The organism is Treponema sp. (assembly GCF_051883275.1).
Classification (GTDB): domain Bacteria; phylum Spirochaetota; class Spirochaetia; order Treponematales; family Treponemataceae; genus Treponema_D.
Genome location: NZ_JBJETK010000057.1, coordinates 37,265 through 58,387, shown reverse-complemented (window position 1 = coordinate 58,387; position 21,123 = coordinate 37,265). Strand labels below are relative to the sequence as shown.

The 21,123-nt window shown below is 44.2% G+C and carries 17 protein-coding genes and 1 tRNA gene; 12 read left to right on the top strand and 6 right to left on the bottom strand.

The features are described 5' to 3' along the window. Positions 1-100 precede the first annotated feature (100 nt). The 4 genes from chvE to trhA all read left to right on the top strand — a co-directional run bounded on the left by chvE (position 101) and on the right by trhA (position 5,390). Entirely contained in the window at positions 101-1,162 is a 1,062-nt protein-coding gene (gene chvE, locus ACI4L0_RS09340; protein ID WP_439799901.1) for a multiple monosaccharide ABC transporter substrate-binding protein, read from the top strand. Between the two features lie 211 nt (positions 1,163-1,373). Then, positions 1,374-2,918 (top strand): ATP-binding cassette domain-containing protein, encoded by a 1,545-nt coding sequence (locus tag ACI4L0_RS09335; RefSeq protein WP_439799900.1) that lies wholly within the window; start codon positions 1,374-1,376, stop codon positions 2,916-2,918. Positions 2,919-3,005: 87 nt separating this feature from the next. Continuing rightward, on the top strand, positions 3,006-4,253 hold the full coding sequence (gene mmsB / locus ACI4L0_RS09330) for a multiple monosaccharide ABC transporter permease (RefSeq protein WP_439799899.1): 1,248 nt from the start codon (positions 3,006-3,008) through the stop codon (positions 4,251-4,253). A 282-nt stretch (positions 4,254-4,535) separates the two neighbouring features. Further along, the gene (gene trhA / locus ACI4L0_RS09325) at positions 4,536-5,390 is read left to right on the top strand and encodes a PAQR family membrane homeostasis protein TrhA (RefSeq protein ID WP_439799898.1); all 855 of its coding nucleotides are present in this window, start codon (positions 4,536-4,538) and stop codon (positions 5,388-5,390) included. 9 nt (positions 5,391-5,399) lie between these two features. Here trhA and ACI4L0_RS09320 read toward each other — a convergent pair whose 3' ends face one another. Together ACI4L0_RS09320 and ACI4L0_RS09315 are read right to left on the bottom strand one after the other, a co-directional pair. Beyond that, the gene (locus tag ACI4L0_RS09320) at positions 5,400-5,612 is read right to left on the bottom strand and encodes a SlyX family protein (protein WP_439799897.1); all 213 of its coding nucleotides are present in this window, start codon (positions 5,610-5,612) and stop codon (positions 5,400-5,402) included. A 5-nt stretch (positions 5,613-5,617) separates the two neighbouring features. Next, positions 5,618-7,138: an MBL fold metallo-hydrolase RNA specificity domain-containing protein gene (locus ACI4L0_RS09315; RefSeq protein WP_439799896.1), complete on the bottom strand. Its 1,521-nt coding sequence runs from the start codon at positions 7,136-7,138 to the stop codon at positions 5,618-5,620. Positions 7,139-7,336: 198 nt separating this feature from the next. Here ACI4L0_RS09315 and ACI4L0_RS09310 point away from each other — a divergent pair, with 198 nt between their 5' ends. From ACI4L0_RS09310 to ACI4L0_RS09290, 5 genes are all read left to right on the top strand, one after another. After that, complete coding sequence (locus tag ACI4L0_RS09310) at positions 7,337-7,507, top strand: hypothetical protein (protein WP_439799895.1); 171 nt, start codon at positions 7,337-7,339, stop codon at positions 7,505-7,507. 109 nt (positions 7,508-7,616) lie between these two features. Next, entirely contained in the window at positions 7,617-8,594 is a 978-nt protein-coding gene (hflK, locus tag ACI4L0_RS09305; RefSeq protein WP_439799894.1) for an FtsH protease activity modulator HflK, read from the top strand. Continuing rightward, complete coding sequence (gene hflC / locus ACI4L0_RS09300; RefSeq protein ID WP_439799893.1) at positions 8,578-9,576, top strand: protease modulator HflC; 999 nt, start codon at positions 8,578-8,580, stop codon at positions 9,574-9,576. The genes hflK and hflC overlap by 17 nt, the downstream gene beginning before the upstream one ends. Further along, complete coding sequence (locus ACI4L0_RS09295) at positions 9,576-11,195, top strand: hypothetical protein (RefSeq protein WP_439799892.1); 1,620 nt, start codon at positions 9,576-9,578, stop codon at positions 11,193-11,195. Before hflC ends, ACI4L0_RS09295 begins: the two co-directional genes overlap by 1 nt. A gap of 229 nt (positions 11,196-11,424) precedes the next feature. Continuing rightward, complete coding sequence (locus tag ACI4L0_RS09290) at positions 11,425-12,924, top strand: acyl-CoA carboxylase subunit beta (RefSeq protein WP_439799891.1); 1,500 nt, start codon at positions 11,425-11,427, stop codon at positions 12,922-12,924. A gap of 115 nt (positions 12,925-13,039) precedes the next feature. Here the strand turns inward: ACI4L0_RS09290 and ACI4L0_RS09285 are convergent, their stop codons facing one another. Then, positions 13,040-13,387, bottom strand: a complete 348-nt coding sequence (locus ACI4L0_RS09285; protein WP_439799890.1) for a helix-turn-helix domain-containing protein — start codon at positions 13,385-13,387, stop codon at positions 13,040-13,042. A gap of 231 nt (positions 13,388-13,618) precedes the next feature. On the opposite strand from ACI4L0_RS09285, the gene ACI4L0_RS09280 reads away from it, so the two are divergent. Then, the gene (locus ACI4L0_RS09280; protein ID WP_439799889.1) at positions 13,619-13,933 is read left to right on the top strand and encodes a hypothetical protein; all 315 of its coding nucleotides are present in this window, start codon (positions 13,619-13,621) and stop codon (positions 13,931-13,933) included. Positions 13,934-14,065: 132 nt separating this feature from the next. Then, positions 14,066-14,138: transfer RNA gene (locus ACI4L0_RS09275), tRNA-Thr, on the top strand. A 23-nt stretch (positions 14,139-14,161) separates the two neighbouring features. On the opposite strand, the gene ACI4L0_RS09270 is transcribed toward ACI4L0_RS09275, so the two are convergent. Together ACI4L0_RS09270 and ACI4L0_RS09265 are read right to left on the bottom strand one after the other, a co-directional pair. Beyond that, positions 14,162-15,604, bottom strand: coding sequence for a TrkH family potassium uptake protein (locus ACI4L0_RS09270; RefSeq protein WP_439799888.1), 1,443 nt, complete (start codon positions 15,602-15,604; stop codon positions 14,162-14,164). Positions 15,605-15,613: 9 nt separating this feature from the next. After that, positions 15,614-17,065, bottom strand: coding sequence for an NAD-binding protein (locus ACI4L0_RS09265; RefSeq protein WP_439799887.1), 1,452 nt, complete (start codon positions 17,063-17,065; stop codon positions 15,614-15,616). 144 nt (positions 17,066-17,209) lie between these two features. On the opposite strand from ACI4L0_RS09265, the gene ACI4L0_RS09260 reads away from it, so the two are divergent. After that, positions 17,210-18,046 (top strand): undecaprenyl-diphosphate phosphatase, encoded by an 837-nt coding sequence (locus ACI4L0_RS09260; protein WP_439799886.1) that lies wholly within the window; start codon positions 17,210-17,212, stop codon positions 18,044-18,046. A gap of 641 nt (positions 18,047-18,687) precedes the next feature. On the opposite strand, the gene purD is transcribed toward ACI4L0_RS09260, so the two are convergent. Then, the gene (purD, locus tag ACI4L0_RS09255) at positions 18,688-20,040 is read right to left on the bottom strand and encodes a phosphoribosylamine--glycine ligase (RefSeq protein ID WP_439799885.1); all 1,353 of its coding nucleotides are present in this window, start codon (positions 20,038-20,040) and stop codon (positions 18,688-18,690) included. Positions 20,041-21,123: the final 1,083 nt, after the last annotated feature.

Sequence of the window (21,123 nt, the reverse complement as noted above, 5' to 3'; positions counted from 1 at the left end):
GAAACGGTATAGGCAGCTTCTAAGGTTCGGATGATTTTTAGAAGCCCTATATGGCTAGCAAAGCTAAGAATAAGATACACATTTTAAGGAGGTTTATCTTATGAAAAAAATTATCGCTGTCCTTTTTGCTTGTGCCCTTGTGCTCCCGTGTTTCGCGGTTAAAAAAGGAACAAAAGTAGGTGTTTCTATGCCTACAAAAGACTTGCAGAGATGGAACCAGGACGGAGCAAACATGAAGGCCCAGCTCGAAAAGGCCGGCTATGTGGTTGACTTGCAGTATGCCAACAATGATATTGCAACACAGGTTTCGCAGATTGAAAACATGATCACTGGAAAATGTGATGTTCTTGTTGTGGCTTCTATTGACGGCTCTGCGCTCAAGAATGCGCTTGACGGAGCAAAGAAGAAGAGAATCCCTGTTATCGCTTATGACCGTCTTATCATGAACACAAATTCGGTTTCATACTATGCGACATTCGACAACTACAAGGTTGGAACAATCCAGGGAAATTACCTTGTTGACAAGCTCAATCTCAAGAACCGTTCAAAGGATGATCCTGCTTACATTGAATTCTTCACTGGTTCTCCGGATGACAACAACATCAATTTCTTCTTTGGCGGAGCTATGGACATACTCAAGCCTTATCTTGACAGCGGCGTTCTTGTCTGCCGTTCAGGACAGACTTCAAAAGCTCAGTGCGCCACATTGAACTGGTCTACAGAAGAGGCTCAGAAGCGCATGGAAAACCTTATCACTTCAAACGGATATGGTCCGCGCGGAACAAAGCTTGATGCTGTTTACTCTTCAAATGACTCATGCGCAATGGGAATCACAAACGCTCTTGTTGCTGCTGGCTACACAAAGGCAAACTTCCCGGTTGTTACTGGACAGGACTGCGACATTGGTTCTGTAAAGAACATGCTCAAGGGAACTCAGGCAATGTCTGTGTTCAAGGACACACGCACTTTGGCTGAAAAAGTAGTCGGAATGGTAAACGCCCTGCTCCAGGGAACAAATCCTGAAATCAACGACACAAAGACTTATAACAACGGAAAGGGAATTGTTCCTTCTTATCTTTGTGATCCTGTATATGCTGATGTTTCAAACTACAAGCAGCTGCTCATTGACTCTGGCTACTACACAGAGGCTCAGCTTAGATAGTTGAAAGACGCTGGATGAATTATCCAGTTTCACCGGGAAGCGAAAGTCAGGCTGTTCATGCGCTGGCCGGAGCTTCCTTAGGACGCGGTTGGAACATCGCATCAGGACGTACAGCTGTCCAATAAGTATGCCGTGCTGGACTAAATTCGGCGCGGAACTATGATCAGGCTTATTGGGCAGCCTTTTTTTTGAGTTTTTATGGGAGATTCCTATGGCAAAGGCATTGTTGGAAATGCGGAATATCACAAAAGAGTTTCCTGGCGTAAAGGCTTTGGACAATGTTACGCTTTCTGTGGAGGAAGGCGAAATTCATGCCCTGTGCGGAGAAAACGGCGCTGGAAAATCTACTTTGATGAATGTTCTGAGCGGCATTTACGGATATGGTTCTTATTCAGGTGATATTGTCTATGACGGCCAGCTGTGCAAATTCCAGTCAATAAAAGACAGCGAGGCTCTGGGCATTGTTATTATTCATCAGGAGCTTGCGCTTGTTCCTCTGCTGACAATCGCTGAAAATATGTTCCTGGGAAACGAATGTGGCTCTGCGGTTAAGATTGACTGGGCGGAAACATTCAACAAGGCGGATTCTCTTCTTAATGAGGTCGGGCTCAGGGAATCTTCGCATACACTTGTAAAGGACATCGGAGTGGGCAAGCAGCAGCTTGTAGAGATTGCCAAGGCTCTTGGTAAAAAAGTAAGGCTTTTGATTCTTGACGAGCCTACCGCTTCGCTGAACGAAAATGAGTCCCGGCATCTTTTGGATCTTCTTCTTGAATTCAAGAAACAGGGAATGACTTCGATTATCATTTCCCACAAGCTGAATGAAATTTCTTATGTCGCAGACAAGATAACTGTTATCAGGGACGGTTCTGTGATAAAGACGCTTGACAAGAGCATGGATAATTTTTCAGAGGACACAATTATCGCAGCCATGGTTGGACGCGATATTACAGATAGATTTCCCAAGCGTGATTCTAAAATCGGAGATGTATGCCTTGAGGTCAGGAACTGGTGCGTAGACCATCCGGTTTTTGACGGAATAAAGGTGTGCGATAAAGTGAATTTCAATCTGCGCCGGGGAGAGGTTCTGGGAATTTCAGGACTTATGGGCGCGGGCCGCACTGAGCTTGCCATGAGCATTTTCGGCCGTTCCTATGGAGCAAGAATTTCAGGACAAATTTTCCTTAACGGAGAGGAGGTGGAGCTTCCGAATGTCAAGACGGCAATCGCCCACAAGATTGCGTATGTGACAGAAGACCGCAAGGGAAACGGCCTGATTCTTTCAGAGTCGATTACACAGAACACGGTTTCTGCAAAGCCGGAGAAAGTTTCCAGGCATGGAATCTATAACTTTGATGAGTGCCGCAGGGTTGCGCAGAATTCTGCAATGGAAATGCGGACAAAATGCGCGAGTGTGGATGAGGCGGTAGGAAATCTTTCGGGCGGAAATATGCAGAAGGTTCTGCTTGGAAAATGGCTTTTTGCCGACCCTGATATTCTGATTCTTGACGAGCCGACCAGAGGCATTGATGTGGGCGCAAAATACGAGATTTACTGCATTATAAACCGCATGGTTGCAAGCGGAAAATCTGTAATCCTGATTTCTTCGGAGATGCCTGAAATTCTGGGAATGAGCGACCGCATCTATGTCATGAACGAGGGGCGCATGATTGCTGAAATGGACGCTAAGGATGCAAGCCAGGAAAAAATCATGGCATGTATTATCAACTCGGAAAACAAGGAGCTGGCAGGTTAAAAGCTGTGTTCCGCAGTATTTCAAGGAAGCCCGGAACGTAAAATTTTCCGGAGCAGCCTTTAGTTTTGATTTTTATTGGAGTGTATTATGGCAAATATAAACAGTCTGAAAAAAGTGGTAAAAGGCAATACGATGATTTTCATTCTTCTGGCAGTCATGCTGTTCTTTCAGGCGCTGATTGTTGGATTTGGAAAAGGCTCTCTTTTTGCCCCTGAGAACATTACAAACCTTATAAACCAGAATGCCTGGGTTGTGATTCTTGCAACAGGAATGCTTCTGTGTATTCTTACCGGCGGAAACATCGACCTTTCTGTAGGCTCTGTTATCTGTCTTGTGGGCGCGGTCGCCGGAATTTTAATAGTAAATCTTGGGTGGCCGGTTGTTCCTTCAATTATAATCTGTCTTATTGTTGGAACTGCGATAGGCGCATGGCATGGATTTTTTATTGCCTATGTCCACATTCCGCCGTTTATCTGCACTTTGTCGGGAATGCTTTTGTGGCGCGGTGTTGCCCTGATTCTGCTTGGGGGACTTACGATTTCTCCGTTTCCTCCGGCATTTATGAATATCTTCAACAGCTATCTTCCTGATCTTGCTCTTGAGCAGGCCACAGATGAGCTTTTTGAAGCTTCCGAGGATGCTTATTACGCGCTCATTGATAAGAATGCCAGAATCACACTGATTGTAACATTGATTATTGCGCTGCTGTGCTGTGTGTTCACTGTTGTTTCAGCAGTTTCCAGCCGAGCCGCAAAAAAGCGCAAGGGATATTCTGTTTCTTCCGCAGGTTCGTTTATCGGAAAGCAGGTGGTTTTGTGCATTGTCATCATGCTTGTAGGCTGGCTTTTGGCGCAGGACAAGGGACTTCCCCTTATTCTTGTGATACTTGCTGTGATTGTGGGAATTTATTCATATTACACGCAGAACACTGTTCCGGGCCGCTATCTTTATGCAATCGGCGGAAACGAAAAGGCTGCCCGTCTTTCAGGTGTGAACACTGACAATGTGATGTTCTTTGCATATACAAACATGGGCTTTATTGCGGCTGTTGCAGGCCTTGTGTGCGCCGCAAGATTGAATTCAGCGGCTCCTACAGTCGGAACAAGCTATGAGATGGATGCTATCGCTTCGTGCTTTATAGGCGGCGCATCTGCTTACGGCGGAACGGGAACTGTCGGCGGCGCTGTAATCGGAGCTGTGTTTATGGGAATTCTGAATAACGGAATGTCCATTCTTGGTGTTGATGCAAACTGGCAGCGCGCTGTAAAGGGTCTTGTCCTTCTGCTTGCTGTAATATTTGATGTTGTTTCAAAGAAAAGAAGCAGTTCAAAATAAGCTTTTTTAGATTTTCTTTATTGTTTTCCTCCTTTTTATTCCTGCCCGGCATTTTTTGTATGAAAAGTGCCGGGTGTTTTTCTATTTAAAAAAGACAGTGAATATTGTATAATAGAACTGCTTGTCCAGAAGCCTTTAAAGAGTCATCTAAGATGAGTTTTTAAACACTTTTTGAAATTGCAGCCGCAGGAAGTTTCTTCTTTCTGGGATTGCAGTTCATGGATATTCAAACGTACCCTGTAGTTTTTCTACAGAATAATGAAAAAAACAATGAGGTTTGTCATGGGCGATATTACCCGCAGAATCACACGGAAGTCACTTAAAGCAAAAAGAAAGTCTGCCATAAAAACAATAAAGGCGCAGGCACGGGAAAAAATACATCAGATAAAGGTTGACTATTCCATGGACGCTGAAAAGAAAAAGCAGAAGGCGGCGGAGCGTGAGCATAAGCGCGAGCTTAGGGCGCAGAAAGCGAATGCGCGCTTGTCCTATAGCGCAAGGCAGCCCCGTCCGTTCACCCTTGGGGAAGATTTGCTTAGTTCCATTGCAAATGGAATTGCCGCTGGTCTTAGTGTTTCTGCGATTGTGCTTTTGGTTGTACGCGCGTATTTTTATGCTCCGGCTGCCCAGCGCGGTCTGTTTATTTCAACATTTGCGGTTTTCGGCGCGAGCCTTTTTATTCTTCACCTGACGGCTACTCTTTATCATGCTATTTCCCCTTCAGCTGTAAAGAAGCTTTTTTCTGTTTTCAACCATTGCGCGATTTATTTTTATATAGGCGGAATTTTCACACCGCTTTTGCTTGCAAGAGGCACCGGCGGCACGGCTTCATGCGTTGTGATGTGGGGAATTCTTGCCGTGCTTCTGGCTCTTTATGCGGTATTTGGCGCGCGGCTTCATTCTTTTTCTGTGTTTACATACATTGTGCTCGCGGCGGTTCTTGTGGGCATGATTGGAGCAGGCGTTGTTTCCGTTGGTTTTTCAGGAAAGGTTTTCTTTTTTTCAGCCGCCATTCTGTATGCAATGAGCCTGGGGTTCTTTGTGATGCGGAATTTCAAATGGACTCACAGCATTTTCCATCTGTTTGCAATAGGAGCCGCGGTTCTTGTGTTCTTTGGAATCTACAGCCTTGTGTAATCCGCAGAATCAATAGTGGGGCGGCTTTCTGTTGGGAATGTCGCCCTCTAAAAGATCCGACACTTCGCGCAGTTTCTGGGAAATAAGCTTGTTTTCCGCTTTGAGCCGCTCGATTTCCTGTGTGTGCTCAACGGAAACCGCCTGAAGCTGGTTTATGAAGTCTTCCATATAAGCCAGCTTTGTTTCAAGCGTGATTATTTTTTCTTCTGTTTCTTTTTCCATTGCCGCTAGTCCAAGTTATAGGATTCCCCGTACTTTACAATTTCCACATTCTTGAATCCGTTTTCTTCGAGGTGGGCTTTGAAATATGTCTGCGCTTCCTTTTCGCCATGCACAAGGAAAATCTTTTTGAGCCTGCTTGTGTCTATGAGATTGAGCCATTCTGTGCTTTCCTTGTAGTCGGCATGCGCGCTGAAGGAGTCAATCTGCTTGACCTGCGCATTCACCTTGTACCAGTCGCCTAGAATCTTAACTTCCTTTTCGCCTTCAAGAATTCTGCGGCCCAGAGTGTGTTCGGACATATATCCGACTATCAGAATTATATTATTCGGATTTGAAATGTTGTTTGCCAGGTGATAAAGAATTCGCCCGGCTTCGCACATTCCGTCTGCGCTCAGAATAATCATAGGGCCGTTTTTCTTGTTCAGCTCCTTGGATTCGTCCACGCTCGTTACAAACTGAAGCGAGTTAAATCCGAACGGATTTTTATGGTGGGCCAGGAATGCTTCCTGTGTAGCGACATCGTAGCACTCCTGGTGAAGCTGGTAAATTCCCGTTGCGTTCACCGCCATCGGACTGTCCAGATAAATCGGAATCTGCGGAATTTTTTTCTGGTCAACGAGCAGGTGCAGATAATAGACAAGTTCCTGCGCGCGCTCGATTGCAAAAGTCGGAATGATTATTTTTCCCTTGGAATCTATTGCCTGGCGCACAACTTTTTCAAGCTCGTACATTGTGCTGGAAGTTTCCGCATGAAGCCTGTTTCCGTAAGTGCTTTCCATAAAAATATAGTCTGGAGCCGGCATGTTTACAGCAGGATTTCTTATGATCGGTTTGTTCCGCCTTCCAAGGTCGCCTGTATAAAGAATCCGAAGCTCGTCTGATTCTTCCGCCTGATTTTTTTTGTCTGAATTCTTTGCGCCGAAAATTTTGCGCCACAGTTTTTTTCCTGCTGAAATTTCTTCCGAAGACTTTGCGCCTGCTCTGCTTTTCTGGCCGGCGACTGTGAGATATGCAAGCGAGCTTCCCAGAATATGCCCGGCATCAAAAAATTCAAGCTGGACATCCGGGGCAATGTACATTTTGCGGTTGTAGCCCAGCGTTATAATCTGGTTGGCGGCTTTTACGCAGTCCGCTTCGCTGTACAGAGGCTTCCATGTGAATGCTTCTCCCTTTTTCTTTGCCTGCTTTGCAAGGAATTCGGCATCGCGGGCCTGAATACGTGCGCTGTCCATCATGACAATGTTCGCCAAATCCCTGGTTGCCGGAGTTGCATAGATTGTTCCGTCGTATCCGTTTTTCATCAGCACAGGAAGAAGTCCGCAGTGGTCATAGTGCGCATGGGTCAGAATTACGCCTTCGATTTTATCAGCAGGAAAACTGAATTCCCTGTTTTTCTTGTCTGATTCTGCGCGTCGTCCCTGAAAAGCTCCGCAGTCAATCATAAAGCTGCGGCCGTCGATTTCAAGTATATGGCGGCTTCCTGTTACTTCCTGCGCCGCTCCAAGTGAATATGCTGTAACTGCCATGAAAACCTCCTGACATTTTTTTAATGCAATTTTTGATATTCGTATTTAGCAAAAACAGCACTGAGATTGCTGTTGTTAAATTAAACCATTTTCTTCATTATAAATCACATTGCTGAATTTCACAATTTTTTTCTTTAGCTATGTCCGTAAAAGTGTTGCTTATCATACATAGCCCGGCTTAAAATTAGCTGAATATGCATGAACAATTTGGAAAGGTTTTTTGAGGAAACTTATCAGCTGGCAAGATTTAAGGAAGATAATGATGGTTCATACGCAGAAGGGCTTCATACTGCAATTAGAAGAAATGGCGGCTTTGACAATTTTGATTATAGAAGCTTTAATGCATCCGAATTCCATTGGATAAAGTAATTGTATTCGGCGGTGGCAAAATCATTGTGGAAAATTCCGGCAAAGGTTTTTTTATGAAAAATTCAGGGGTAATATTGTCATTTGCTTTTTTTTGGATTACTTTATTCGTATGTCAAATTTTGAAAAGAATGTGCGGGATTTTTTTCTTCATCCGCTGAAAGTTGCCGGCCTGGTAGTCGGCATTGTTGTGCTTGCTGTTGCTGCTTCCAGTTTTTTTGTGGTTGATCAGGCGGAGCAGGCTGTGGTTACAAGATTTGGAAAATACTATGCCACGCTCGGGCCGGGGCTTCAGTATAAAATTCCATTTATCGACAGGAAATTTATTGTTCCCGGAAACAAGGTTGTTCAGACGGAGCAGTTTGGCTTCAAGACCACAAAAAGCGGCGCTGTAAATCAGTATCAGAATAATATCACACGTGAATCCACAATGCTTACGGGCGATTTGAATATTGTCGATGTGGAATGGATAATCCAGTATAGGATTGTTGATCCGCGCGCCTGGCTTTTTACGGTTCAGGAAAAAAAGCAGACAATCCGCGACATAAGCCGCTCTGTTATAAATACGCTTGTTGGGGACCGCGCCATTCTTGATGTAATGAGCAGCGAAAGAAGCAATATCGAAAATCTTGCAGTTTCGATGATGAATGAGCAGTTTGCCCAGCTCGGACTCGGAATAAATGTTTTTGCGGTGAAGCTTCAGAATATTGTTCCGCCTGCCGGAGTTCAGGATGCGTTCGAGGATGTGAACAAGGCGATTCAGGATATGAACCGCTTTATAAATGAAGGCAAGGAAAGCTACAACTCAGAAATTCCAAAGGCAAAAGGCGAAGCCGACCGCCAGATTCAGATTGCGGAAGGCTATGCGGCTGAGCGCGTGAATAAGGCAAAGGGTGATGTCGCCCGCTTTGATTCAGTTTACGAGGAATACAGAAAGGCTCCTGCTGTTACACGCCAGAGATTGTACCTTGAAACAATGGAAGAAGTTTTTGCTTCCGGCGCAGAAAAAAATCCTGCTTTAATAGACAGCGGACTTGACAACGTGCTTCCGCTGAAAAATCTTGGAGGAAAAAATGGCAAAACTGAATAAATTGTATCTTAGGCTGGCCGGCATTGTGCTGGTGATTTTGCTTTTTTTGTCTACCGGCCCGTTTTATATTGTAAATGAAGGCGAGCAGGCTGTTGTTACGCGTTTCGGTCAGATTGTAAAATCCTGCACTTCCACAGGTCTTTATTTTAAAGTTCCTTTTCTTGATGTTGTTACGTTTTATCCTTCCCTGATTCTTTCGCTTGAAGGCGACCAGGCTCGTATTCCAACCAAGGAAAATCAGTTTATAATTGTTGACACAACAAGCCGCTGGAAAATTTCTGATCCTGCGTTGTTTTATCAGTCATTTAAAACTTTGGACGCCGCATATAACAAGCTGAGCGATGTAATTGATTCTTCCACACGCACTATTATCACTCGCAACAGGCTCAGCGAGATTGTAAGAAGCAGCAACCTGATTAACGAAGAAAAAAACGCGGACTCAAGCCAGCTTGCAGGAATTGAAGGCGAGGACAGCGCGGAAATTGAAGCCCTTGTGAATGTGAATTCCAACAACGAAAGTGTCGCCAAGGGAAGAAGCGCTCTTTGCCAGGAAATGGCAGACGATGCAAGAAAAATGGTGGGCGAGTATGGAATCGAGCTGATTGACATTGTTCCCCGCCAGATAAAATATTCGGACGAGCTTACAGAAAGCGTGTACAACAGAATGATAAAGGAAAGAAATCAAGTTGCGCAGGCTTACCGCTCTCTTGGCGAAGGAAAAAAATCCGAGTGGCTTGGAAAGCTTGAAAACGAAAAGCGCACAATAGAATCCGAGGCGTACAGAAAAAGCGAGGAAACAAAGGGCAGGGCAGACGCCGAGGCAGCCGCCATTTATACAAAATCCTACACCCGTGATCCGCAGTTCTACGAATTCTGGAAAAGCCTTGAATCCTACAAAAGCACCATGGGAAATTTTGATGTTACATACAGCACAAAAATGGACTACTTTAAATATCTTTACAGCTCCGACGGAAAACGCTGATGGATTCCAGAATAATTTTTTTTCAGCGCGGTAAAATTTTTTTAGACAGCCGGATGTCCGGTGAAAATTTTGTAAGGACGGGGCTTGCAGGAAAAATCAGGGAAAGCGGTCTTCTTGCAAAACTGAAGGGAAGCGAGTGGACATTTTCCGCCTGGAACTTTGATGACACTGTTTCGTCTGCTGACCTGAATGAATTTGCTTCCGGCGAAGAGCGGATTTTTCTTGAAGGCGCGTGCTTTGACGGCTTTACTTTGGATGAGCTTTTTCAGACTCCAGAAAAAACAAAGGCATGTGCCGCAGTGTTTGCTGCTTTTTCTTTTTTGGATGAATCGCAAATTCCGCTTTGCCTTGTTGGTGCAGGGGGAATTGTTGTTTCGCGTGATTTTTCTGAAATTCTTTTTTTGCCGCGCGGTCTGTTTCTTTCGGCCTTGTCCTGCGCCGGTGAAAAATTTTTTGCTTCACAGCATGGCTGCTATGTGAATCCTGAGTTTTTTGGTAAAACCGCACTGAGCTTTTTACAGGCGGTTATTGTGTACAAGGCAGTCAGCGGACTGTTTCCGTTTGCATCTGAAAATGATTCGTTGCGGGGCGCGGACATACGCGACTTGAATTACTGTCCGCTCCGCTATGCTGTTTTTGGCGCAGACCCGGAAATCTCTGAATTTACGGAAAAAGCATTTTCAGGCGCAAAGTGCGAATTTCCTGAGCAGGCATTTTTGTCCCTGCACCTTAAATCACCGTCCGCGGAGGAAGCTGAAATTTTTCATGCTGCTTCCCGAAAATTTCTTTTGCAAAGACATAGAATTGTTCGGGTAAAAAGATTTTTCCGCTCGAATTCTACGATAATAAAAATTGCCGCTGTTGCTGTCCTGATTGCCGTGTTTGCTTCGCTTTCGGTACGCAAGACATATATGGCAAAGCCCACAACAAAAGGTCTGACTTCGCTCAAGACATTGGAAATGTATTACAGCGCGGTGAACACGCTTGATGTGGATTCTGCGCGCGCCTGTTCTGAAAACAATGTCGGCTCCAGGGTAGACCGCCTTGCAAATATTTTTGTTACCGGAAAAACGAGTTCAATGTACAACACGGAAAATGATCTTGTTCCGCTTTCTGTCTGGCTTTTGAAAAATCAGACACTGCACAGCATATACGGAATTTCCCGGTTTACTGTCGATGGAATTCCCTGCAAAACTTTTGCGGAAGGCTACAAGAGAAGAGAAAATCCGCCTGCCGTGTCCGAGGAAAACGGTGCGAAAATTTCCCCCGGTGAAAAAAAGTCTTATTATGTTGAGCTTTATATTTTGGATTCTCTCGGCGATGATTTTATTTCAGTTTCACTTCAGAAGGAATTGGTCACGCTTGAATTCAAAAAAGACCGCTGGCTTATTTGCGATTTTCAGACGGAAATTGAAAGCCAGTCTGTGAATTTTTCGGAATTCAAGGAAGATTATTCAGCTTATATGAAAGAGTGCGGCCAGGATGTTTTTAAGTGCGCTGATATGCTCCGGGAAAAATATTCCTTTATTCCCTCCAGACAGGAGCTTGAAGATGCGGAAGGCTACATTGAAAGGCAGTATCTGCTGTTTTTAAAGGGGTCTGCTCCAAGGGAAGACTAGCGTTTTTTTAGCTGCCGCAAACAAAGATGACAGTTTTACGTTTTTTGTCATGTTGACTTTATGTTCTTTTAGCACTATTATAGAGGAAATCTTAAAGGGCATAAAAAAAAGCGTGCCTTTGCTAAACGTATAAACTGCATATTCCGCTGGAATTTTGCGCCCAGTGTGCATTTCATTGTGAATGTGCTTAAAAAGTCAATTTTAAAATATTGTTTTTTATGGAGGAAATATGTCTGCTTGCAATTATAATCTTGAAAAACAGCATGAAAAAGGAAAATTGCATGCCATCGAGCGCATCAACAGCCTTTGCGACAAAGATTCTTTTTATGAAATCTATTCTGCTGCTCGCCATACATGCACCAGCTTTGGAATGGACAAAAAGGAAATTCCTTATGACGGTGTAATCACAGGATTTGGAAAAATCAACGGAAAGAAAGTTGCTATATATGCACAGGATTTTACAGTTCAGGGCGGTTCACTTGGAAAAGTCCATGGACAGAAAATCGCTGAGCTTATCGACAAGGCTATTATGGCAAGATGTCCTGTTATCGGGCTTAATGATTCAGGCGGAGCGCGTATTCAGGAAGGCGTTGATGCTCTGTGCGGCTACGGCGATTTGTTCTACCAGAATGTCAGGGCATCAGGTTCTGTTCCGCAGATTTCTATTATAGTAGGTCCGTGCGCCGGCGGAGCTGTTTATTCACCTGGAATTACAGACTTTATTTTTTCTGTGGACACAATCAGCCAGATGTTTATTACCGGCCCTAAGGTTGTAAAGAGCGTGCTTTCTCTTGATATTTCCGCGGAGGAACTGGGTGGAGCTTCCATTCATTCCCAGAAGAGCGGAGTTGCGCATTTCAGGTCTTCTTCCGAGCAGGAATGTTATGAAGCTGTAAGAAAGCTTTTGGATTATATTCCGCATTATTATGGCGAGCCGCTGTCTTCAGAGCCTAAATTCAAATTCGATGAAAAGAAAAATGCAAGGAAGATTGCGGAAGTTCTTCCTGAGGAAAGCAAGAAAGGCTACGATATCCGCAATGTGATTGAATGTGTTGTGGATGACGGCAGCTTTTTTGAAGTGATGAAGGAATTTGCCCAAATGGCAGTTGTCGGCTTTGCAAAAATTGAAGGAAAATCTGTTGGAATTGTTGCCAACAATCCTTCTGTGTGGGGCGGACTTCTTAACTGCGATTCTTCTGACAAGATTGCACGCTTTGTGCGCTACTGCGATGCCTATGATGTTCCGCTTGTTACTTTTGTTGATGTTCCGGGATTTTTGCCTGGCCCTGATGAAGAGCAGAAGGGAATTATCCGCCACGGCGCAAAAGTTATTTATGCTTACAGCGAGGCAACTGTTCCAAAAGTTACAGTTATTACACGCAAGGCTTACGGCGGAGCTTACATTGCCATGTGTTCCAAGCATCTTGGAGCTGATTTTGTGTATGCATGGCCAAAGGCTGAAATTGCCGTAATGGGTGCGGAAGGCGCGCTTGGAATTCTGTATGCAAAGGAAATGAAAGACCCGGCGCAAGCCGCTCTTGTTGCCCAGAAGTCACAGGAATACAAGGACACAATCATGACTCCGGCAATCGCTGCCCAGCGCAACTACATCAGCGAGATAATTTCCCCTGAGGAAACAAGAGAGCGTGTTGCAAGAAGCCTTGAATTCCTTTGTGAGAAAAAGCAGAATTCCGCTCCTGCCAAAAAGCACGGAAATATTCCTCTTTGATATAAAGGCAGATTGTCCGCTTGGGCGGACAGTTTGACAGGCAATGTTTTTGCTGAAAGCAGCACTCTGTTTGGGTGCTGTTTTTTTTATGTTGCAGAAAAAAAATTTCAGGCTTCTAATTTAAATTTATAATTCTTTCCGAAAAATCTTTTATAAGCTTTCGTTTTTCCTCTGTGGTTGATTCAAGTCCTGAAATCAGCTTTTGATGCTTTTTAAAAAGCCTTGTCTGTTCTGAAATATCCAGAGCATTTTTTTCGTGGGAAAAATTCCCCGTTACAAGATATTCCACAGAAACATTAAGCGTTTGTGCGATTTTTACGGCAGTTTCTGCAGACGGAGTGCTTCCTTGTTTTATGCCCTGTCCGATGTTTGTGAGGCTAAAATTGCACTTGTTTGCCAGATATGTTCTTGTCAGCCCAAGATAATCCAGTTCTTCGTCTACTCGTTGCCAAAATTCACTCATAAAACAAATATCTAAGAATTTTCTGAGTTTTTCGCTAAAAAGTGTGGAAAAACTGAGTATTTGTGATATACTCAGAAATTACTGAGTGAAATGCTTTTGACATGCTCGGCATTGCGCCATGAACGGGGTATAGTTTATAAGCTTTTATGCAAAAAATTGCCAAGGACTTTCATATTTTTAAGTGGAAGTCCTGTCTCAGATTTTTAACTTATTTTAATAAGGGAGATAACTATGAAAGGAAAAATTTTGGGAACATTATTCGGATTGTTTGCTGTGCTTATGATAAGCGCCTGTACAAGCATGACACCTGTAACAGCTAATTCTTCATTCCCTTCTGATGGAAAATATGAAATTCTTGGAAGAGTTTCTGTTTCTACTGGCATCACTAACTCTGGATATTCAAAATTACTGGCAGAAGCAAAGAAGCAGTATCCAGCTGCAGATGACGTTGTGAATATCATGGTTGACAGAAAGCAGACAACACTTCTTTTCATTTTTAAAATGAATACTTATGAAATGTCAGGTTTGGCTGTAGACTATAAGTAATTTACACTTCAGGGGCTGTCGTTCCAGCCTCTCTTTTTTTACTTGGGTTTTCTTTCGGCATTGCGCCTGGCGGTTTGGGGATTTCTGCTTCCCTTGACTGATTTGTTCATTTTTGCTAGGATTCTTGTACTTGCCAACTTAGCTCACCTGGTAGAGCAGCTCCCTCGTAACGAGCAGGTACTCGGTTCAAGTCCGGGAGTTGGCTTGAGTTCCAGTCTTTCTGCAATTCTATTTTTTCCAATATGCAGGCGTAAAGAAAATAAAGATAGTAAAAAGTTCAAGTCTTCCTGCAATCATTGCTATGCTGTACCACCATTTTATAGGAGCCGCAAGCCAGCTGTAATTGTTGCTCGGCCCGAGGCTTCCGAAGGCAGGTCCTGTGTTTCCGACCATTGTAAGAGCGCCGGAAAATGAAGTCAGAACATCCATTCCGGACAAAGCTCCAAAAAATGTCGTTATAATAACAAGCGAAAAGTACATGAAAAAAAACGCCGCCACAGAAAAAACAACATCCTTTCTTCCCGCGCGCTGATTCAGCCTGACTGAAAAAATTCCGTGCGGATGAATCATCTTCAGCATTTCATTCTTCATCTGCTTGTAAAGAATTACCCAGCGTATGACTTTTATTCCGCCCGATGTGGAGCCGGACATTCCGCCGATAAACAGCAGCATCAGGATTACTATCTGCCCCGCGCTGCTCCAGGTTGTATAGTCCGCAGTTGAAAATCCCGTTGATGTCATTATGCTCGCAGTCTGAAATGCAGAAAATCTGAGCGCCTTGAAAAATCCGCCGTAGTATCCGCTCTGGGTGAATGTTATGACGGCTATGCAGATTGCATTTATTCCTATATAGGCTTTTAGCTCGGAGTTGCATTTTATTTCGTTGAAGTTTCCTGTAAAAAGATAAAAATAAAGAGTGAAATTTATTCCGGCCAGAAACATAAACAGAAAGCAGATCCAGTCCACAGCCGCTGAGTTGTACGAGCCGATGCTTGCGTTCCTTGGAGAAAAACCGCCGGTGCTGAGTGTGGAAAACGCATGGCAGAGCGCATCGATAAAATCCATGCCCGCCATTTTTAAAAGAAGTGTCTGAACCGCCGTCATTCCAAGATAGATGAACCAGAGAATTTTTGCAGTTGTCGTTACTTTCGGCGTGAATTTTCCTTTTTCAGGCCCGGTTGTTTCCGCCTTTATCAGCTGAAATCCGCCCACGCCAAGAACCGGCATGAGCGCAACTGTAAGCGCGACAATTCCCATTCCGCCGATCCAGTGCGAAAGACACCGCCACAGATTTATGCTGCGCGGAAGAGATTCAATTTCAGGAAGAATGGTTGCCCCTGTTGTGGTGAATCCGCTCACGCTTTCAAAAAGCGCGTCTGTAAAGCTTGGAATCGCTCCGCTGAAATAAAGCGGCAGTGCTCCGAAAATGCTTGCGGAAACCCAGGCAAGCGCAACCGCTGCAAAGCTTGAACGTATGCTCAGCTGGGATTTTTTTTTGCGGAAGAAAACCAAAGACAGCAGTCCCATCACAAGGCTCGCCGCCATCGGAATTAAAAATGCCGGAAGCGCAGAATATTCGTGGTAGAAGAGCGCGGCCGTTATTGGAATTACAAATGAAATTCCCACTGCGGAAATAATAAAAAGAATAATCCTGAAAACTGTAAGCGTCATTCTGAATTCCTATTTGCTGAATTTCTCCAGTATTTTTTTGTCGCCGGTTTTTTCTATTATGACAAGATGGTCTCCCACGGAAAATGTTGTGTTTCCCTGGGGCAGCTCAAATTTTTCGCTTCCGGCTTTTTTTACAAGAAGAATCAGATATTCTCCATGGCTTGCCACATCTTTTATCTGCTTTCCGATAAACTGGCTTGAAGACGGCAGGTCGCACTCTACGATTTCAAAAGCGCCGTTTGAAACTGTGTGTATCCCTGTGACAGACTTTCCGTACAAATGGCTGATGATTGAGTCAACCAGCGTATCCCGCATTGGAATTGCGACATCAATGCCAAGCTTTCTGGCGATGTTTCCAAACTGAGACTGTGCAACAAGCGCAATAGTTTTTTCCACGCCCAGCGATTCAAGATATGCGGAAACCACCATGTTCAGCTCGTGGTTGTGCGTGGCGCAGATAACCAGATTGTACTTGTGGATTCCCTCTTCCTCTATAAAAGAATTGTCGGTTATGTCCGCGTTGAAAACCTGAGCCTGCGGAAATTTCTTTTCAGCCTCCTGGCACAATGTTTTGTCGCTGTCTATTATTGTGAATGTCTGGGACATCTTTTTTGTGCCGCTGAAAATTTTACGCAGAAACGAAGCCTTGTCCTTTTCAATTATTTTGTCCGCCACGATACTTCCGATTCTGCCGATGCCTACAAGCGCGATTTTTTTTATCGTATCGGTTTTTATTCCGCACAGGTCTAGAATGTCGGGGATATTTTCCTTTTCAATTATAATTCCGATTCTGTCATGGGCATTTAAAACTGTTTCGCCGGACGGAAGGCTTGAAACCATGTTGTCGGAATTTTTGTCCTTGGTTTCCTGATAGACAATAAGAAATTTCTTGTCTGTAAAAGTCCTGATGTTTTTCAGAGTGGCTCCGTCAAGCTTGCTTCCCTTTTCGATTTCAAGAGCGATAATCTCAAAGTCGCCGTTTTCGCCAAAATCAACTATGTCGCTTATAGCTCCGTGCTCCACGGCTTTTACTATCGCCTGGGCCGCCTCGACATCCGGGTGAATCATGTAGTCAATTCCGTATGGCGGACGGTGGTTTCCCTTGAATGTTTCTGCGTGCTGGTGCGCCGTCATGTTTGTGTTTGCATAATAGGCGTAGTTTCTGACCCTTGCAATTTTCAGAACATCAGGATAGACAGCATCGGCAAGAGAACAGGTAATCATGTTTATTTCATCGTTGTCGGTCAGAGCTACCATGGCATCCATTTTTCCTATGCCAAGCTCTTCCAGAACCTGAAGATTGTTTCCGTCGGCATTTACAATCTGGCAGTCAAGCCGGTTGCTTATGCGCTCTACAATATCCTCGTTGCGCTCTATTATTTTTACTATGTTGCCTTCGTCTATGAGCCGGTTTGCAAGCTGAATCCCTGTAAATCCTGCTCCGATAATCAGTATATTCATTTGCTGAAATTATATATGAAATTTTGATTTCTGCATATAAATCCAGCCTGATTCCGGGTTTTTTATGGACATGAAAATAAAGATAGTTTAAAATACACCGCAAGTCTTGTATTTGGACTGAAAATAAATTTCTGGAGTTTTTAATTGTCTGTTTTTCATGGAATTATTTTGGGTGTTTTGCAGGGAATTGCAGAGTTTCTGCCTATTTCGTCGTCCGGCCATCTGATTGTAGCGCAGAATCTGTTCGGACTTGAAGAAATTCCGCTTTTGTTTGATGTTTTTCTCCACGTTGCAACTCTGCTTGCGGTCGTTTTGTTTTTCAGGAAGAAAATCGGGGAGCTGTTCTGCTCCTTTGTGAATATATTTGTTCCTGCAAAAAACGCTTCGCCTGAGCAGCTTGCCAGAAAATCAGATGACGCAAAATATATTGCCGCTGTTTTGCTTGCAACTGTTGTCACCGGCGCAATCGGTGTTTTTTCTTCAAAGATGATTCCGAATATTTCAGTGAAATTTATCTGCCTTGGTTTTGTTGTTACTGCATTGCTTCTTGTGCTTTCGTCTGTGGCGGAAAAAAAACTTTCTGCCAAAACAGCGCAGGCGCAGGATTCAGCTCCATCATGGAAACAGGGGCTTGTGATAGGATTTGCCCAGGGAATCGGAACTCTTCCGGGAATTTCACGGAGCGGCTCCACAATTTCAGGCGCTCTTTTCTGCGGCGTAAAAAGAAATGTTGCAGGGGAATTTTCGTTTATAGTTTCCATTCCGTCGATTCTGGGCGCGTTTATTCTTGAGCTGAAGGATTTGGGCGAAGTTTCCGCCTCAATCGGAGCCGCCCCCGTGGTTGCCGGATGCATAGCTGCCTTTGTAAGCGGATATGCTGCTCTTTCGTGGCTTATGAAGCTTATAAAAAAAGGCCGCCTCGAATGGTTTGCCGTTTATCTTATTCCGGCAGGAATTCTTGGAATGATATTCCTTCACTAAAAGCGTGAATCCGCGCATAAAGACATATAAAAAAGGAGAATAATCCGGTTGCGGACTGTTCTCCTTTTTTTTGCAAGCGGCGGCAAAATTTCAAGGAATTGCATCCTTTTTGCAGATTTATCTGGAACTTGAAATTCAGGCTGGTGCATGAACATTCAATAGAAAAGGGTCTGCCTAAAAAAAATATTGTCATGCTGAATTTACTTCAGCAAACTATCGTCATGCTGAACTTGATTCAGCATCTGTGCCGTATACAGTGTGCATGGATTCCGAAACGAGTTCGGAATGACACTATAAATTCGGAATGACAGCATAAGTTAGGAATTACAGTATAACTTCAGAATGACATTATGCCTAAAAAGCACCGTCATGCTGAACTTGATTCAGCATCTGTGCCGTGTGCAGCTCACGGATTCCGAAACGAGTTCGGAATGACAGCATAAGTTCGGAATTACAGTATAACTTCAGAATGACATTATGCCTAAAAAGCACCGTCATGCTGAACTTGATTCAGCATCTGTGCTGTATACAGTGTGCATGGATTCCGAAACGAGTTCGGAATGACAGCATAAATTCGGAATGACATTATGCCTAAAACTTTTTAGACAGCCCCTTTCCTGCGTTTTTATATTTCTTACTTCCTAGTTTGATTCAGCCGCGCCGGGAAGTCCTATGTCCTTTCTGTAGAACATATCAGTGAATTTTATACAGGACATTGCACTGTAGGCGTTTTTCCAGGCTTCGTCAAAAGTTGAACCGTACGCGGAGCAGGCAAGGACACGCCCGCCGTTGGTTACAAGCTTTGTGTCTGAAGGGCTTCTGCGCCTCCTGTTTTCCATTGCTCCTGCGATAAATATTTTTGCGCTGGATTCCTTTGCTTTCTCTTCGTCAATAACAATGTTGAATCCTTTCTTGTAGGATCTTGGATATCCGCCGCTCACCGCAACAGGAGCAACCTGATAGCCGCTTTTCCATGTTAAATTGAAGTCAGCCAAAGAGCCGTCCGCTATGGATGCGCATAGGGCTGCAAAGTCAAAGTCCATCAGCGGAAGAACAGCCTGGGTTTCCGGGTCGCCGAGGCGGACATTGTATTCAAGACATTTTGGGCCGTCTTCTGTGAGCATAAGCCCAAAGAAAATAAATCCCCTGTAGTCATAGCCTTCTTCCTCAAGCCCTTTCAGCGTGGGGGCAAGAATGGACTTTTCAAACTGCGCAAGAATTTCAGGAGATGCATCATCCACAGGAGCTATTGCTCCCATTCCGCCTGTGTTCGGGCCTTTTGCGCCGTCGCAGAGCCTCTTGTGGTCTCTTGCGCTCAGGAATGGAACTATGCATGATTTTTTCTGTCCGCTTAATTCCTTTGTAACGCAGACAGCTGAAAGAATTGAAATTTCAGTTCCGCGCAGATATTCTTCGATTACAAGCTTTTTTCCGGCATCGCCAACAAATTCGCCGTCCATCAGCTGGTTGACTGCCTTTTCTGCCTCTTCCACAGTCTTTGCAACCACAACGCCTTTTCCTGCTGCAAGTCCGTCCGCCTTTATTACAATCGGCGCGCCCTGTTCATGTATGTATGAAAGAGCCTCCTCTTTTTCTGTAAAGGTACGGCTTTTTGCGCAGGCTACATTGTATTTGTGCATAAAGGATTTTGCCAGGTCTTTGCTTGCCTCAAGCTGTGCCGCCATTTTTTTTGGGCCCACAGTGGGAATTCCTGCATTCCAGAATGAATCCGCAAGCCCTTCTGCGAGCGGATTTTCCGGGCCTATGACAGCAAGCCCGCAGCTGTTTTCCTGTGCGATTTTTACATATATATCGTTGCCTTTGATGCCGTCAAGATATTCGCATTTTTCAGGGTCGATGTTTCTGCATTTATCTTCAAATGCCGTGCCGCCGTTTCCGGGCACACAAATTACTTCTTCCACAAGGCTGCTCTGTGATAACTTCCATGCGATTGCATGCTCTCTGCCGCCGTTTCCTACAACAATAACTTTCATGGCTTTATGATAGTTTAAAATAGAAAAAGTTACAACATTGCAGTTTTAGATAACAATGTTCGAATAAAAAATCCCCGTCCCAGACTGTCCAAAAACTTATTCTTCCAGTGTCATCCCGGCTGCATCCGTCACCCCGAACTCGTTTCGTGGTCTATGCACTGTATACAGCGAAGATGCTGAAATAAATTCAGCATGACAGTTGAAGCCCGGAATGACAATATTTTTTTAGACAGCCCCGTTCCCTTGATTAATTTAGGAATTATCCTCAATGGAATCGCCTTTCCGCAGTCTGTGGAACGGCGAGGAAAGAGGGTGTGGAATGGACTATCCACAGTGTGTGGATAAGCAGGGATTTCATTATAAAAAAATTTTTCATAGACCGTGATATTTTTCCTATGTTTCAAAAAATCTGCTATAATGTTAAAATAATGCAGGAGTGTAAGACAAAACCGCTGAAATAGCGCGGTTTTATCTTACATAACGTTTGCGTTGCAAACTTTTTTATCAACTGCTGTTCCCGCTGGAAGCTTGCGCTGCAAGTTCATTGCATTGCGGAACAACGTAAAAACTCAATCGGGGATGTCTGATAATTACTGTTATGCTGCTGATTAACAAGCACTGTCATGCTGAACTCGTTTCAGCATCTGTGTTGGACAGAGTATGGATTCCGAAACAAGTTCGGAATGACAGTATAAAAGTTCGGGGTGACAGTTAAAAGCTTGGAATGACAATGTAAAAAATCAGAATGACAGTATGACCAAAAACGTGTCATGCTGAACTTCAACTGTCATGCTGAACTCGTTTCAGCATCTGTGTTGTGCACAGCATAGATTCCGAAACAAGTTCGGAATGACAGTATAAAAGTTCGGGGTGACAGTTAAAAGCTTGGAATGACAATGTAAAAAATCAGAATGACAGTATGACCAAAAACGTGTCATGCTGAACTTCAACTGTCATGCTGAACTCGTTTCAGCATCTGCGTTATACACACCATAGACCCCGAAACGAGTTCGGGGTGACATGAAACTACCGCCAGGCTGAGTTTCAACCGTCATGCTGAACTCGTTTCAGCATCTGTGTTGT